Below are 15,052 nucleotides of genomic sequence, written 5' to 3'. Positions count from 1 at the left end.
CTTGTCCGGCTCGTCGGCGTTATTTCGCCCGGTGTATCCGGGTTCCCGAGGTCAGCGTCGGGGGTTGGTACGGCGGGTGGCGACGGCCGACAGGGGATCGTCGGGCCAGGGGTGCCTGGGGTAGCGCCCGCGAAGCTCGGCGCGGACCGCGCGGTAGCCCTCGCGCCAGAACGAGGCGAGGTCGGCGGTGACGGCGGCCGGGCGGCCCGCGGGGGAGAGCAGGTGGATCACGAGCGGGACTCCCGCGACGCGCGGGGTCTCGGTCCAGCCGAACAACTCCTGCAGCTTGGCCGCGAGCACCGGCTGCTCGCCCGAGTAGTCGATCCTGATCCGCGACCCGCTCGGCACCTCGACCCGTTCGGGGGCCGTCTCCGCCAGCCGGGCGTTCCACGGGACCAGGCGGTGCAGGGCGGAGACCACGTCGAGGCGCTCCAGGTCGGACCGGCGGCGGGCCCGCGACAGCTCGGGCTCCAGCCAACGATCGGCCGCCTCGATCAGCGCGTCGTCGTCCGTCGCGGGCCAGGGGTCGCCGAGCGTACGGCGGCAGAAGGCGAGCCGTTCGCGCAGGGCCACGGCCTCGGGGGTCCAGCGCAGGATCGACAGGCCCTCGGAGTGCAGGCCCTCCAGGACGGCGGGCCGCACGTCCGCGCCGCGGAGCGCGCCGCTGGACAGCTCGATCGCGCCCAGCCGTTCCACCCGGCGCGCCGACACGTCTCCGCGCCGCTCTCCCGGCGGCACATGCCAGGTGATCTCCTCGCCGGAGCCGTACAGGGAGGCCGCGGCGAGCCTGGCGATCTCCTCGTCGATCACCACCGCCTGCCTGATCCTCGCCGACGCCGCTCCGGCGGGCCGGTCCGCGACCGCTACCGCGAGCCACTCCGCCGTCCCCAGCCGTGACCCGCGCGGCAGTTCGGCGGCCGTTCCCGAGGCCATCAGGTACGACCCGCCGCGCCGCCGCGCCACCCGCTCCGGGTAGGCGAGCGCCACGACGATCCCGGCCACGGCGTCGTCGCCCCCGGCCGTCGGAACGCCCGTGAACGTAGCGCCCGTGGATGTGGCGCCTTTGGATGTGGCGCTTGGGGATGTGGCGCTGTCGGCGCGGGCCGCCCTGGTGCCGCCGCTTCTCGCGGGTTTTCCCGCGGCATCACCTTTTCCCGGCCGGGTGGCACCGGCGTCGGCGGGTTTCCGCCCCCGGTGCCGGTCGGTGGCGGGTACGGCTCGGGCCAGGCGCCTCGCCTCCTGACGCCACCGGGCGGAGAAGCCGTCACCGCCCTGGCGCGCGGAGCGCCAGATCGCCACCAGGTCGTCGCCCGCGTCCCGGGGCAACTGCTCCGACAGCAGCGCCACCACCTCGGCGGCCCGGGGACCGGCGTCGATGTCCGCCCCCGTGTCCGTCCCCGCGTCGATCAGGGCGCGTGCCAGGCGCGGGTGGACCCCGACCCCGGCCATCCGCCGTCCCCGGTCGGTCACCCGGCCGGCAGGAGGGGTGCCCGGTGTCCGCGGGGTGGCGGGGGAGTCCAGCGCGCCCAGGGCGTACAGGGTGCGGCGGGCGGCGTCCATCGCGGCGGGTGGTGGCGGGTCGAGCAGGGCGAGGCCGATGGCCGTGGGGTCGCCCCAGCAGGCGACCTGGAGGGCGAAGCCGGTCAGGTCGGCGAGCGCGATCTCGGGTCGCGCGTGCTCGGGCAGCCGGTCGTGCTCGGCCCGCGACCAGCACCGATAGACCACGCCGGGCGCCTCGCGGCCCGCCCGCCCCGCCCGCTGGGTGGCCGAGGCTCTGGAGGCGCGGACGGTGGTGAGCGAACCGAGACCGCGGGCGTGGTCGGTGCGGGGCTCCCTCGCCAGGCCGGAGTCGACCACGATCCGCACGCCCGGCACGGTGAGGCTGGACTCGGCGACCGAGGTGGCGAGCACCACCCTTCTGCCGTCCCCCGGGGACAGGACCGCGTCCTGGACCCGGACCGGGGCCTGGCCGTGCACCTGGAGGACGTCGATGCCGGGGAGCATCGCGGCCACCCGGCCGATCTCGCCGACGCCAGGCAGGAAGCAGAGCACGTCCCCCTCGTGCTCTGCCAGAGCGCGCCGTACGACGGCCGCGACGTGGGCGAGGAACGCCGGGTCCACCCGCATGCCGTGGGGCGGTGCGACGGTCCCGGTGGGCGGTGCCCAGACGGGCGTGACCGGGTGCATGGTTCCGGAGGCGTGCACGATCGGCGCGGGATCGCCGGGATCGCCGGGATCGCCGGGATCGCCGGAGGCGTCGGAAGTGCCGGGATCGTCGGAAGTGCCGGGATCGCCGGAAGTGCCGGGGGCGCCTGGGGCGGCGGATGAGGAGAATCCGTCGATGTCGGGAAGCGGGAGAGTGCCGGGAGATCCGAGGAGGCGTGCCCAGGGGGCGGCGTCGGCGGTGGCGGAGGTGGCGACGATCCGCAGGTCGGGGCGGAGTGTGGCGCGGACGTCGAGGAGGAACGCCAGCGCGGTGTCGGCGTCCAGGTGGCGCTCGTGGCACTCGTCGAGCAGGACCGTGTCCACGCCTTCGAGGTCGGGGTCGCGCTGGAGTCGCTGCAACAGGACTCCGGTGGTGACGACCTCGACGACCGTCCTCGGACCGGCTCTGCGCTCGCCGCGTATCGAGAACCCGACCTCCGCACCCACCTCGGACTCCAGCAGCCACGCCATCCGCTTCGCCGCCGCCCGCACCGCCATCCGCCTCGGCTCGGCCACGATCACCCGCTTCGGCTCCGAGCCGTCGAGGAGCCCGGCGAGCGCGAGCGGGACGAGCGTGGTCTTCCCTGTGCCCGGAGGAGCGGTGAGCACGGCGACGCCCCGCCCGTCCAGCGCCGCGAGCAACTCGGGCAGGGCGTGGCGTACGGGCAGGCCGGACCAGTCGGAACGCACCCGTCCAGTCTCCCCGAGTCCGCCACCGGATCAGACGCTCCGATCACCCGCAACCCGGAACCCGGGGAGTCCCGAAGTCCCGAAGCCCTGAAGTCCCTGGGTCCCGGGGTTCGGATAAGTCCCGGAGTTCGGAGAGTCCTGGAGCCGGGAGGTCGGCGGTCCGGGACCGGGGACGTCGTGAGATGCGGTGAGAGGAAGCCCTCGCCCGCAGGCCGTGCTCCATAACACGGAGACGAAGAGTGTGTCTCGGGAACATGTCAAATGGGTTACGGCGGTTTTAACGTGCGCTGGTGAGGGCCGGTGACACAGGTCACAAGGCCACGAAGGAGCATGTCATGGCCGCATCCTTTCCAGCGGGACTTCTCCGCATCCTTCTCACCCTGTCGCTCGGGCTGCTCGTGTCACTCGGCGCGGCGACCGCGACGACGGCTCCCGCGCGGGCCGCGTCGCTCGTCCAGGTCGGCTCGTTCGGGAGCAACCCTGGAAATCTCACCATGTTCAGCTACCGTCCCGACGGGTCGACCGCCGGACGCCCGTTGGTGGTGCTGCTGCACGGCTGCACGCAGAACGCGAGCGGCTACTTCGCCAACTCGGGATGGCGCAAGTACGCGGACCAGTCGGGATTCACCCTCGTACTGCCGCAGACCGGCAGCGCGAACAACGCGTCAAGTTGCTTCAACTGGTTCGAGACCGGTGACACCACCCGGGGCCAGGGCGAGGCCGCCTCGATTCGCGCGATGGTCGCCTACGCGGTCTCCAACTACGGGACCGATCCGGCGCGCGTCTACGTCAGTGGGCTGTCGGCGGGGGGCGCGATGTCGGCGGTGATGCTCGCCACGTACCCGGACGTCTTCGCGGGCGGCTCGATCGGGGCGGGGCTCGCCTACCGATGCGCCGCCAGCCTGATCCAGGCATCCACCTGCCAGTACGGTCCGGTCGGCAAGACCCCGCAACAGTGGGGTGACCTGGTGCGCAACGCCCACGCGGGGTACTCGGGGCCGTACCCGCGCGTCGCGATCTGGCAGGGGTCCTCCGACTACACCGTCGTCCCGGCGAACGCCGCCCAGCTGCGCGACCAGTGGACGAACGTGCGGGGTGTCTCGCAGAGCCCCACCTCCACGCGGAGTCTCACCGGCGGTACCTCCCTGAAGGTGTACGGGAGTGACGCGGTGCGCCTGTACGAGATCCCGGGCATGGGGCACGGCCTGCCGATCGATCCCGGCAGCGGCGCCGACCAGTGCGGCAGCGCGGCGGCGTACTTCCTGGACACCGTCTGCTCGGCCTATCACGACGCGCAGTTCTTCGGCCTGACGGGTGGCGGTACGCCGCCCCCCACCCCGACCGTCACGCCGACCCCGACCCCGACGGTGCCCCAGACCTGCGTGAGGGCGAGCAACTACGCCCACACCGTCGCGGGGCGTGCCTACCAATCAGGCGGCTACACCTACGCCAACGGGTCCAACGACGCGATGGGTCTGTGGAACGTCCTCGTCACGCACGGCCTCAAGCAGACAGGTCCCGGTCACTGGGTCGTCGCCGACAGCGAGTGCTAGCGAGCCGCAGGCCAAGGGGACCCCGAAGGCGATCTCGCGGGGCCGCCTTCGGGGCCTCTAGGCCGAGGGGTCGAGGATCCCGAAGCTCACCAGGGCGATGATGACGACCCCGAGGGCGATCCTGTAGATCACGAAGCCGGTGAAGCGGTGGGTGCTGATGTACTTCAGGAACCACGAGACCGCCAGATAGCCCACGATGAACGAGATCACGGTGGACAGGATCGTGGGACCCCAATCGGGCGACTCGCCATCACCGATCTTGAACAGCTCCAGCAGGCCCGCGCCCAGTACGGCGGGGATGGCGAGCAGGAAGGAGTACTTCGCGGCCTCCTCGCGGCGGTAGCCGAGCAGCAGTCCGGCGCTGATCGTGCCGCCGGAACGCGACACGCCGGGGATGAGGGCGAGCGACTGGGCGAAGCCGTAGACCAGGGCGTGGGGGAAGCCGAGGTGCGACTGCAGGGTGAGCTTGTTGCGGGCGGTGTGGTCGGCGAACCACAGGACCAGGCCGAAGACGATCAGCGTCGTGCCGATCAGCCGCAGGTCGCGGAAGGCCCCCTCGATGGAGTCCTTGAAGAGCAGGCCGAGCACCACGATCGGGATGGTGCCGACGATGACGTACCAGCCCATCCTGGCGGCGTGGTGGCCGCGCAGGTCGGGCGTCCACAGGGAGCGTGTCCAGGTGACGATGATCTCCCAGATCTCCTTGCGGAAGTAGATCAGCACCGCGGCCTCGGTGCCGAGCTGGACGACCGCGGTGAACGCGGCTCCCGGGTCCGGCCAGCCGAAGAACGCCGACACGACCCTGATGTGGGCACTGGAGGAGATCGGCAGAAACTCCGTCAATCCCTGAACCAGCCCGAGGACCACCGCTTCGAACCAGCTGATCACTTGGAGCACCTTCCGTGCCTGCGCGTGCGTAACCTACGCGAGGCTAGCGGAGAGGCGGGTCGATCGTGGCCCCGGTCTTCGGCTTTCGAAGCGACTCCTGTCAGACGGCCCGGCCGCGGGCGTATCTGGCCGCCATCGTGTGGAACACCTCCTTCGGCGCCCAGCGCTCCCGGTCGAGCATCCTGACCGCGCCGTAGGAGGCGATGTCCGCGTCTCCGACGCGGCCGAAGCCCGCGAAGGTGAACCAGAGCGCGGTGTCCACCCCCTCCTCCTCGAAGATGTCCATCAGCTCGGTGAAGTAGCGCACCTGCTCGCCCTCGTCCCGTACGGCGCCCTCGGGCGGCAGCCAGGCCATGCCGCCGCGTTCGCTCGCGCCCCGCCAGGCGCAGGTGCCGAACTCGGTCACCGCGACCGGCTTGCCGTGCTTGAACTTCCCGCGCAGCTCCTCCCTGAAGGTTTCCGCGTTGTAGGCGGCCCGGTAGGCGTCGGCGCCGACGATGTCGAACGGTTCCCAGTCGACGAACTCCCACGGGGCCGCCGCGTAGGTGACCCGGCCGCCGAAGCGGGGCCTGACAACCTTCACGCTCTCGGCCAGGAAGCCGCTGAGCCGTTCCATGACGGGGCCGAGCGAGGACCACCACTCCACGTCGGCCTCGTCCATCGTCCGCATGCGGTCGCGGTACGTGGCGCCGGGGATGAACCCGGGGCCGAACGCGCTGATCTCGCAGCCGGTCACGAACACCACCTCGGCCCCGCCGCGTCGTACGGTCTCGGCACGCTCCGCGCAGTCGGCGAAGGTCGAGAGCATCTCCTCGGGCGGGAGATCGACGGGGAAGGGGGCGAACCAGATCTCAAGTCCCGCCGCGGCGGCGTGCTCGGCGGCGACGCTCAGCCGCGCGGGATCACCACCGGAGATTCGTACGGCGTCGCAGTGCAGCTCGTTGGCGATGACGTGTATGTCGTGCCGGACGGTTTCCGGGTCGAAGACCTTGCGGGTCAGGTCCGCACCGGGGAGGAACCCGGTGTCGTAGTTGATTCCTTTTGCGCGCATTACTCTCCCGGTTGATCGAGACCGTGTTCCAGCAGATCGAAGGCGAGTTCGACGTCCCCGCAGAGGCGGCTGCCCGCCTCGTCCAGCGAGGCGCCGGAGACCAGGTGGCGGAAGAACCTCTCCTGAAGTGTCAGCACGGAAGCGGTGATCTGGGCGGCCATCAGGGCGGCCGTCAGCTCGTCGCGTTCTTCGGCGAGCACCCGCGCCAGCGCCTCACGCTGACTGTGGAGCAGGTCGTTCACGCCGCTGCTGAGCGTGGGGCTGGCGAAGATCACCCGCATCTGGACGATCAGCGTGTCCCTGTCCACGGCCTCCGCCGGCCCGGTGGCGAATCCGCGGTAGTGCTCCCGCAGCGCCTCCAGCGGCGACCGCCCGGGTGGCCGCGCGGCGACGATCCCCGCCAGGTCCTCCTGGCCCACGCCCTGCAGGACGAGTGACTCCTTGGTCGGGAAGTATTTGAACAGCGTCACCTTCGCCACCTCGGCGGCCTCGGCGATCTCGTTGACGGTCACCGCGTCGAACCCTCGCTCTGCGAACAGCCGCAGCGCCACCGCGGCGATTCGCCGTTGGGTCTGTTCCTTCTTCCGCTCCCGCAGTCCTGCCATGCGGCAACCATAAACACGAACTCGGTTCAAAAGCAAACCCGGTTCATATTTTTACGGTGCGAGGGCGCGTCGAGTTGGCTCGGGAGCGCCGTTCGGCGAAGGTGGCACAGTATTCGGGTATGGCCCGAGGACGACGATCGGAGGGCTGGAAATGACGATCAAGACGATCGCGGACTTCTGGTTCGACCCCTCCTGCCCGTACACCTGGATCACCTCCCGGTGGCTGGTGGAGGTGGAGAGGGTGCGGCCGGTCGAGGTGCGCTGGCACGTGATGAGCCTGGCGGTGCTCAACGAGGGCCGCGACGAGGACCCCGAGGGTGACACGGAGGGATACCTCTGGGTCCCCGTGCGCGTCTGCGCGGCCGTACGACAGGAGTACGGGCAGGAGGCGCTCGGAAGGCTGTACACCGCGATGTGGACCGTCGGGCGCGCTCGCGGGCAGGACTGGGCCGGTGCCCTGCACGACTCCCTCGCCGCCGCCGGCCTGCCGCCGGAACTGGCCGAGGCCGGGATGTCGACGGCCTACGACGAGGCGGTGCGTGCCTCACACGCGGAGGGCATCGGCCTGATCGGCGAGCACGTCGGCACCCCGGTGGTCGCCGCCACCGGCCCCGACACCCATGGCGGGCGCGTTGTGTTCTTCGGTCCCGTGATCTCCCGGATTCCCCGGGGGGAGCATGCGGGCCGTCTGTGGGACGGGACGCTGCTCGTGGCAGGGACTCCGGGCTTTCACGAGCTCAAGGGCACCGCGCACGAGAAACCCCGGCTCGACGATCAGGACTGACGGGGGTTCGCCCGGGGACGCGGGGTTTCCCGTCAGTGGGACGCCGGTTCGTTCGATGCCGGGTCGTCCGTCGTCGGTTCGTTCGAGGTCGGTTTGTTCGAGGGGCACGAGAGACCGTCCAGGAGACCCGAGAGGGGTGCGGCCCGCGTGGCGGGCCGTCCGGGGGTGATCCGGACGGCCCGTGGAGGGGGAAGGCGCGGGCCGCACCCGGTCTCGTCTACTGCCGCAGGGTCACCGCCCCGCTCACTGGCGGGTCACCTTGACGTCGTCCACCCCGGCCTCCACCAGGGAGGCCCCCGAGGCGTCGGCGGCCTCGACCAGGATCCGGACGCTCTGCCCCGCGAAGGCGGAGATGTCGACGTCGGCCGTGCCCCAGGCGCCGTTGCGGTTGGAGGCCGCGCCGAGCTGCTGGAACACCTGGGTGGTGGTGGAGCCGACGACCTTCACGCGCAGGTAGTCGGCGCTTGAGGAGTTGGAACCGTGCGCGAGATACCAGGAGAAGGCGAGCTTGAGCGTCCCGGTCGACGGCAGGGTGACGGCCGGGGAGCGGACGCTGGTGACGCCTCCGTCGATGTCGTAGTCGCCGGCCGCGGCGCCCGCGAGCCTCCCGGTGACCAGGTCGTTGGTGCCGCTCACGGTGGTGCCGAGCTGCTTGGCGCCGCTGGAGTTGGTGGCCTGCGGGACGCCTCGCTCCCACTGGCCCGAGGTGGCGGTGTCGGTCCCCGAGGGGTTGGTCGTCCAGCCGGTCGAGGTCTCGAAGGTGTCCTGCCAGACGACCGTCGGAGGTACGGCGGTCGCGGTCGTCCACACCGCGTAGGCGATGGCGTCGGCGTTGCGGTTCAGCGCGGTGTCGCTGATGTTGGACGTCGTGTCGCACGCCCGGTGGTAGCAGGGGTCGAACGCCTGCCCCGCCGTACCGCCCCAGAGGGTGGCCTGGGCGCTGGACTTGGTGCCCTCGGCGCCGGTGAAGGTGCCGCCCGCGGGGATGCCGACGGCGATGAAGGGCCCGTAGTCGGAGCGGCCGTCGAAGTCGGTGCCCCGGGTGGCGACGCCGATCGAGGTGAAGTACGCCTGGAGCGTCGCCTCCAGCTGCGCGGAACCCGCCGGGCCGGGGCCCGAGCCGACGCCGTCGGAGTTGTCGCCGTCGTAGATGAAGTAACCGGCGTTGGGCGAGCCGACCATGTCGAAGTTGTAGTAGCCCTTGACCTTGGCGCGCTCGGTGGCCGAGAGGTTGTTCACGTAGTACTGGGAGCCGCGCAGGCCCAGCTCTTCCGCGCCCCACCAGGCGAAGCGGAGGTGCTTGGTGGGTGCCAGCGACTGGCGGGAGACCTCAAGGGCGGTCTCCAGGATGGCGGCGCTGCCGGAGCCGTTGTCGTTGATGCCGGGTCCGGCGGTCACGCTGTCGAGGTGGGCGCCGACCATGAGGATGTCGTTCGGGTCGCCGCCGGGCCAGTCGGCGATGACGTTGTATCCGGTCGCGCCGTTGTAGGTGAAGGACTGCAGGGAGGTGGTGAATCCCGCGCCGTCCAGCAGGCCCTTGACGTAGTTCGCCGAGGCGAGGTAGCCGGGGCGGCCGTGGGCGCGGTTGCCGCCGTTGGCGGTGGCGATGGACTGGAGCTGCGTGAGGTGTGCCTTCACGGCGGTCAGCGAGATGTCCGGTGGGACGGCGGCCGACGCCGATGGTGCGGTGAACGCCAACGGGATGGCCAGGATCGCCGCCATGCCCATGGTCCACAGATTGCGCATCATGCTCCTCGGGTTTGAGGGGTGTGGGGGGTCCCCGAGCGGCGCGCACCCGTGGCGGGTGCGCGCCGTACAGCGTGGTGGTGCGCTTGCGGAGCGAATCCCTAGCGGGCGACCTCACCGTGGTGGTGGTCCGCCGTGGTCGTCGCCGCGGACCTGGAGAGTGCCTTGGTCGCGGCGTTGCGGTCGGGAATGCCCTTCAGGTCGTAGGCGAAGTACGCGGTGGTGTAGCCGACGGCCTTGGAGTTGCGGTCGAGCGCGGCGGCGCTGATGTTGTTGATGCCGTCGCAGGCGGCGTGGTAGCAGGGGTCGTAGGCGACGCCTGCGGTTCCGCCGAACCTGGCGGCCTGCTCGGGGGTCTTGATGCCTTCGGCGCCGGTGAAGATGCCGCCGGCCGGGATGCCGTTGGCGATGAACGCGCCGTAGTCGGAGCGGCCGTTGAAGTCGGTGCCCTGGAACGGCAGCTTGCGCTTGGTGTAGAACGCCTCAAGGCGCTTCTCGATCTGTGCGGAGCCGGCCGGTCCCGCCGGGGAGCCCTCGACGTCGGAGTCGTCACCGTCGTACAGGAAGGTGACGTCGTTGGGCGAGGCGATCATGTCGAAGTTCAGGTAGAGCCTGATCTTGTCCTTCTCCGCCTGGGACAGGCCCTCGACGTACTGCTCGGAGCCGAGCAGACCGAGCTCTTCCGCGCCCCACCAGGCGAAGCGCACCTTGTACTTGGTCGGCACGTAGGCCAGCTTCAGCGCGGTCTCCAGAATGGCGGCGCTGCCGGAGCCGTTGTCGTTGATGCCCGCGCCCTCGGGCACGCTGTCGAGGTGGGCGCCGACCGCGACGATCTCGCCGGACTTGCCCCAGCGGGAGTCGGCGATCAGGTTCTTGGTACGGCCGACCTCGGTCTCGGCGTCGACCTTGAGGCGGACGGTGGTGTTCGGGCTGGCGGCCAGGTCAAGGCCGACGGCCGTGCTCGCCATCACGATGGGGAAGCCGAAGCGCCACTCGAGGATGTCGAAGAGGAGCGGGTCGGTCCTGCCGGGCTGGCCCTCGTTGAAGAAGATCACACCGGCCGCGCCGGCCGCCTTGGCGTTGGTGGCCTTGTCGATGAACGGGCAGGTGCCGCGCTGGAGCAGCGCGATCCGCCCGGGAACGAACCCGGCGAAGTCCGAGGCCTCGCAACCCGCGGTCGAGGTGTTCGGGGTGGCCGGCACCGGGATGACGGCGTCGACGACCTGCACCTGCGCGGTGACGTCGCCTCCGCTGGAGGAGACGACGGTGACGAAGTCGGTGGGGTTGGTGTAGGTCTTCGCCACGGGAGCGGTCTGCTGCAGGACGGAGGGGCTCGCCTCCTCCCAGCCCAGCGGGAACTCGACGTCGGTCGTGGAGGTCTTGTATCCGGCCTTGCGCAGCTTGTCCTGCACGTAGGCGAGGGAGGCGTCGTAACCGGGAGAGCCAGCGGCGCGGTTGCCGCCGTTGGCGGTCGCGATCTGCTGGAACTTGTCCAGGTGCTTCTTGACGTTGCTGCCCTTGATCTGTGTCGCGAAGACGTTGGCGAGGACGTCCGTGACGTCCGTGGACGTGGTCGCGGTGGTCGCGCTCGCCGGTGCGGTGAGGGCGAGAGGGAGGGCGAGGGCCGTGACCAGGGCGGCGGTCTGGACCAGGCTGCGTCGTAACCTCAGGCGCATAGCGCTCCTCGGGGTGGAACGGAGGGGAATCCCCTATTAGGTACATGGCGGAACGTACCGTGATCAACCTGTTTCGCCTAGATGTGCCGACGTTCGGGTGCGAAAAAAGTTATCAAGCCGACCCTGACAGGGTTTTCTCAGGGATGTCTCGGGAACGGATGGGTTCCGGTCGTTCGTTTGAAAGGACGAAGAACATCGATTCGAGAGAGGCAACGTGTACCGTTCGAGAAATCACAAGATAATCGCCGGAGTCTGCGGCGGGATCGCGGACAGTCTCAACATGCCGCCCACCCTTGTCCGGGTGTTCTGGCTGCTGCTCTCACTCATCCCAGGGCCCCTGTGGGTCGCCTACGTGCTGATGTGGATCTTCGTCCCCAAGGCGCCCGCAGCCCGCTACTAGGGCGCGGGCCGGTGTTCCGGACCCCGGGTCACGGCGCGTCCCGGTGAAATTAAGCTGGGGGCATGAGGCGACGCCCAATGTCCCTGGTCCAGGACGACCTGGTCGACTACGAGAAGGCGATGGAGCGGATGACCGACATGGTCGGTCAGCGGCAGCGCGACGAGCGCCCCGACACGCTCTGGTTGCTCAGCCACCCGCAGGTGTACACCGTGGGCAGGCGAACCCCTGAGCAGCACCTGCCCGACCCCGCTCACGGCATCCCGGTCGTGAGCACGGGTCGCGGCGGGCAGCTCACCTACCACGGCCCCGGCCAGCTGGTCGGATACCTGATCGTCAAGCTCGGCGAGGGCGAGGGGATCGTCGACTACGTCCGCGAGGTCGAGCTGAGGCTCGTCGGCGCGCTCGGCGCGCTGGGCGTCCCGGCCGAGCGCCGCGACACCCCGCCGGGCTCGGAACTGCTCACCGGCGTGTGGACGGCCGAGACGGGACGCAAGATCGTCTCGATCGGCATGCGGCAGAGCCGCGGTGTCACCAGTCACGGGTTCGCCCTCAACGTCGACGGCGACCTGACCCCGTGGAACTGGGCCGTGGCCTGCGGCATGCCCGACGTGGACATGACGTCCATGGGGCGGGAGATCCCCGCCGCCGCCATGGCGAAGGGCATGACGTTCACGACCTCAACGGGGACCCCCGCCGCCACGACGATGGATCGGGTCCGTGCGGCGGTGGCGGAGGCCTTCGAGGCGAGCTGACCGGCCCTCTCCAGGGCCGGTCGGCTCGTTTCCCGGTCCTCTCCGGGAACGGTCGGTGCGATGGCCTCGCGGTGCGGGGCTCGTTTTCCGGTCTTCTCCGGGGCCGGTCGGCGGGAGGCCCCGCGGGGCGGTCAGCCGGTCGGTTCCCCGCCGGCCGTGCCGGTCGGGTCGAACGCCTCGTTCATGTCGATCGTGCGGCGCGGGCCGGTGAACCAGTGCCTCGCCGACAGCACCCACCACAGGCCCACGGCCAGCACCATCACGCCGACCACGATCGGCGCGTAGTTGACCGCGGTCCAGGTGAAGTCGTCACTGAACGGCACGGCGGCCGGAACGAGCGGCATGATGAAGTAGATCGAGACGATGACGATCTCGACGATCGCGATCCAGCACATGACCTTGTACTTCGACCCCAGCGTCCAGGGGCCCGGCTCGAACCGGTCACCCATCCGCAGCCGCAGCCAGATCGGGATCGCGAAGGCGATGTAGAGGCCGATGACCGCCACCGACACGACCGCGTAGAAGGCGAGCGGCAGACCGCCGGGGGCCTCGTACAACGCGGGCAGGGTGAGGACGAGCGCGGCCGCGCAGCCGAAGACGATCGCGTTGACGGGGGTCCGGTTGGCGTCCACCTTCGACCACAGGCGCCAGCCGGGGATGGCGCCGTCGCGGGAGAAGGCGTAGGTCATCCGGGACATCGAGGTCACGCAGCTCATCCCGCAGAAGAACTGGCCGATGGTGGAGATCGTGAAGATCGCCGTGGCCAGGTTGCCGGGGAGCGCGCTGTCGAAGATGGCGCCGACGAAGCCGCCCGCCTCGTTCACCGCGTCCACGTCGGTCGCCGCGAACAGGAAGGCGAGCAGCAGGATCCAGCCGCCGATCGCCGAGTAGAAGATCGACTGCCACAGCCCTCGGGCGGCGGCGGTGGAGGCGCCCTGGGTCTCCTCCGACACGTGGGCGCACGCGTCGAACCCGGTGATCGTGTACTGGGTGAGCAGGAAGCCGAGCGGCAGCACGTAGAACCAGTACGACGAGTCGGAGAAGCCGGAGTTGTTGATCGTCTCGGTGAAGACGAACGACATCGACTGGTGCGAGTCGGGGCCGAAGATCAGGATCAGTACGACGACCGCCGCGCCGAAGACGTGCCACCACACCGAGACGTTCTGCAGCGTCGAGATCAACCGGTGACTGAAGATGTTGATCATGCCGTGCAGGGTGAGGATGACCGCGAACAGGATGAACGCGTTGGTCAGGCTGGGGTCCCAGGCGGGGAAGAACCGGTTGAGGGTGATGTTCAGGAAGGTCGCGCAGCCGTAGTCGACCGAGGCCGTCACGGCGATCAGGCCGACGAGGTTGAACCACCCGGTGAACCAGCCGTGGATCGGCTTGCCCATCTTGGCGGCCCACCAGTAGATGCCACCGGCGGTCGGATAGGCCGAGACCAGTTCCGACATGCACAGCCCGATGATCAGGATGAAGATCGAGATCAGCGGCCACCCCCACGAGATGGCGATGGGTCCACCGTTGTTCCACGCCTGGCCGAACGTGGTGAAGCAGCCTGCCAGGATGGAGATGATCGAGAAGGAGATGGCGAAGTTGGAGAAGCCGCTCCAGGTTCTGGAGAGTTCCTGCTTGTAACCGAGTTCGGCGAGTCGCTTCGCGTCCTCGTCGACCGACGTTGGCTTGGTCACTCAAGCCTCCTTGGGGGGTTATGCGGGGGGTGGGAATCCGGAGCTCGCGCCCCGGACGTCGTCGACGAGCCGTCCGAACCCGGGGTCGTCCAGGTCTCGTACGGCTTGCGAGAACTTGTCGGCGGCCTCGGCCTCGTAGTCGAAGTCGGCGTCGGCGGCCTGCTCCTTGAGCAGCCCGTGGTGTACGGAGAACCAGAGTGTCCAGGTCAGGTTGGACATGATCAGGTTGAGCCGGACCCTGGAGGCGAGTCTCCGGTCGTCGGTGCCGAAGTAGGCGCGGGCGAGCCGGGTGGTCAGGTCCGGGTCGTAGTCCGCCTCGGCGGCGATGTCGCCCAGTTCGAAGGCCGGGTCGTTGTTCCCCGAGAGCTGGTAGTCGACGATCCTCACCTCACCGCCGCAGCGGATGAAGTTCTCCGGCAGCAGGTCGTTGTGACACGGCACCGTGGGCAGCGGATCGGCGGCGAGCGCCCTTTCGATCTCCGCCGCCGCGGGAAGGCGATCCCGGTAGCCGTCGGGTGTGCTCAGATCGTGGGTACGGCACAGGGCGAGAAACTCGTCGAGCTTGCGGAAGATGGAGAAGTCGTTGACGAACCGAGGTCCGGCGTGCAGCCGGCGGCAGGCCGCCGCGACGGGGCCGGGAATCGTCCGTACGGCGTGGGCGTCCAGGGTGACACCGTCGAGATACTCCAGCACCAGCGCGCCCGGCAGCCGGTGCAGCACCCTGGGTCCGACCCCGGCGTCCGCCGCGTGGACCGTGTTGGCGATCTCCTGGTCGAGAGGTATGCCCAGGCCGGCCTCCGACACCCGGGGATCCAGCACGCGCAGCAACCAGCGCTGCCCGTCGGCCGTGGTGAGCCGTGAGATCCGGTGGCTGAGTCCACCCTTGATCGGAGTCTCGGTTATGGGCTGACCAGCCCATTCTCGGACGTCCGCTAGAGGATCTGGCATGCCGCCCTCCTTTGGCCTACCTTCATACCATTGATCCGATTCTGTGGACTAGTTGTTACAGAG

12 protein-coding genes are annotated in these 15,052 nt (G+C 69.8%); 4 read left to right on the top strand and 8 right to left on the bottom strand.

Translation table 11 applies throughout. The features are described from left to right. Window positions 1-51: 51 nt before the first annotated feature. Window positions 52-2,895: an ATP-dependent helicase C-terminal domain-containing protein gene (locus ABZ664_RS06240; protein WP_362503761.1), complete on the bottom strand. Its 2,844-nt coding sequence runs from the start codon at window positions 2,893-2,895 to the stop codon at window positions 52-54. A 335-nt stretch (window positions 2,896-3,230) separates the two neighbouring features. Between ABZ664_RS06240 and ABZ664_RS06235 the strand changes: the two genes are divergently transcribed. Continuing rightward, entirely contained in the window at window positions 3,231-4,448 is a 1,218-nt protein-coding gene (locus ABZ664_RS06235; RefSeq protein ID WP_362503759.1) for a PHB depolymerase family esterase, read from the top strand. Window positions 4,449-4,505: 57 nt separating this feature from the next. Here the strand turns inward: ABZ664_RS06235 and ABZ664_RS06230 are convergent, their stop codons facing one another. The 3 genes from ABZ664_RS06230 to ABZ664_RS06220 all read right to left on the bottom strand — a co-directional run bounded on the left by ABZ664_RS06230 (window position 4,506) and on the right by ABZ664_RS06220 (window position 6,992). Continuing rightward, complete coding sequence (locus ABZ664_RS06230; RefSeq protein ID WP_362503757.1) at window positions 4,506-5,336, bottom strand: undecaprenyl-diphosphate phosphatase; 831 nt, start codon at window positions 5,334-5,336, stop codon at window positions 4,506-4,508. A 100-nt stretch (window positions 5,337-5,436) separates the two neighbouring features. Further along, the gene (locus tag ABZ664_RS06225) at window positions 5,437-6,387 is read right to left on the bottom strand and encodes a hypothetical protein (RefSeq protein WP_362503753.1); all 951 of its coding nucleotides are present in this window, start codon (window positions 6,385-6,387) and stop codon (window positions 5,437-5,439) included. Further along, on the bottom strand, window positions 6,387-6,992 hold the full coding sequence (locus ABZ664_RS06220) for a TetR family transcriptional regulator (protein WP_362503750.1): 606 nt from the start codon (window positions 6,990-6,992) through the stop codon (window positions 6,387-6,389). The genes ABZ664_RS06225 and ABZ664_RS06220 overlap by 1 nt, the downstream gene beginning before the upstream one ends. A 151-nt stretch (window positions 6,993-7,143) precedes the next feature. Here ABZ664_RS06220 and ABZ664_RS06215 point away from each other — a divergent pair, with 151 nt between their 5' ends. Next, entirely contained in the window at window positions 7,144-7,776 is a 633-nt protein-coding gene (locus ABZ664_RS06215) for a disulfide bond formation protein DsbA (RefSeq protein WP_362503747.1), read from the top strand. 243 nt (window positions 7,777-8,019) lie between these two features. On the opposite strand, the gene ABZ664_RS06210 is transcribed toward ABZ664_RS06215, so the two are convergent. Both ABZ664_RS06210 and ABZ664_RS06205 read right to left on the bottom strand, forming a co-directional pair. Then, window positions 8,020-9,525 (bottom strand): M28 family metallopeptidase, encoded by a 1,506-nt coding sequence (locus ABZ664_RS06210; RefSeq protein WP_362503744.1) that lies wholly within the window; start codon window positions 9,523-9,525, stop codon window positions 8,020-8,022. A 98-nt stretch (window positions 9,526-9,623) separates the two neighbouring features. Further along, window positions 9,624-11,198, bottom strand: coding sequence for a M28 family metallopeptidase (locus tag ABZ664_RS06205; protein ID WP_362503741.1), 1,575 nt, complete (start codon window positions 11,196-11,198; stop codon window positions 9,624-9,626). A 214-nt stretch (window positions 11,199-11,412) separates the two neighbouring features. Here ABZ664_RS06205 and ABZ664_RS06200 point away from each other — a divergent pair, with 214 nt between their 5' ends. Both ABZ664_RS06200 and lipB read left to right on the top strand, forming a co-directional pair. Then, on the top strand, window positions 11,413-11,598 hold the full coding sequence (locus ABZ664_RS06200) for a PspC domain-containing protein (protein ID WP_350942895.1): 186 nt from the start codon (window positions 11,413-11,415) through the stop codon (window positions 11,596-11,598). Between the two features lie 62 nt (window positions 11,599-11,660). After that, entirely contained in the window at window positions 11,661-12,350 is a 690-nt protein-coding gene (gene lipB / locus ABZ664_RS06195; protein ID WP_362503737.1) for a lipoyl(octanoyl) transferase LipB, read from the top strand. A 131-nt stretch (window positions 12,351-12,481) separates the two neighbouring features. On the opposite strand, the gene ABZ664_RS06190 is transcribed toward lipB, so the two are convergent. Beyond that, window positions 12,482-14,041 carry an amino acid permease gene (locus ABZ664_RS06190; protein WP_362503734.1) on the bottom strand — a complete coding sequence of 520 codons (1,560 nt, stop codon included), beginning with the start codon at window positions 14,039-14,041 and terminating at the stop codon, window positions 12,482-12,484. Window positions 14,042-14,059: 18 nt separating this feature from the next. After that, complete coding sequence (locus tag ABZ664_RS06185) at window positions 14,060-14,989, bottom strand: choline/ethanolamine kinase family protein (RefSeq protein ID WP_362503731.1); 930 nt, start codon at window positions 14,987-14,989, stop codon at window positions 14,060-14,062. Between the last annotated feature and the right edge of the window lie 63 nt (window positions 14,990-15,052).

This window comes from Streptosporangium sp. NPDC006930 (genome assembly GCF_040635605.1).
GTDB lineage: Bacteria > Actinomycetota > Actinomycetes > Streptosporangiales > Streptosporangiaceae > Streptosporangium.
The sequence above is the reverse complement of the archived record's forward strand: the minus strand, read 5'-3'. Positions and strand labels throughout refer to the sequence as shown.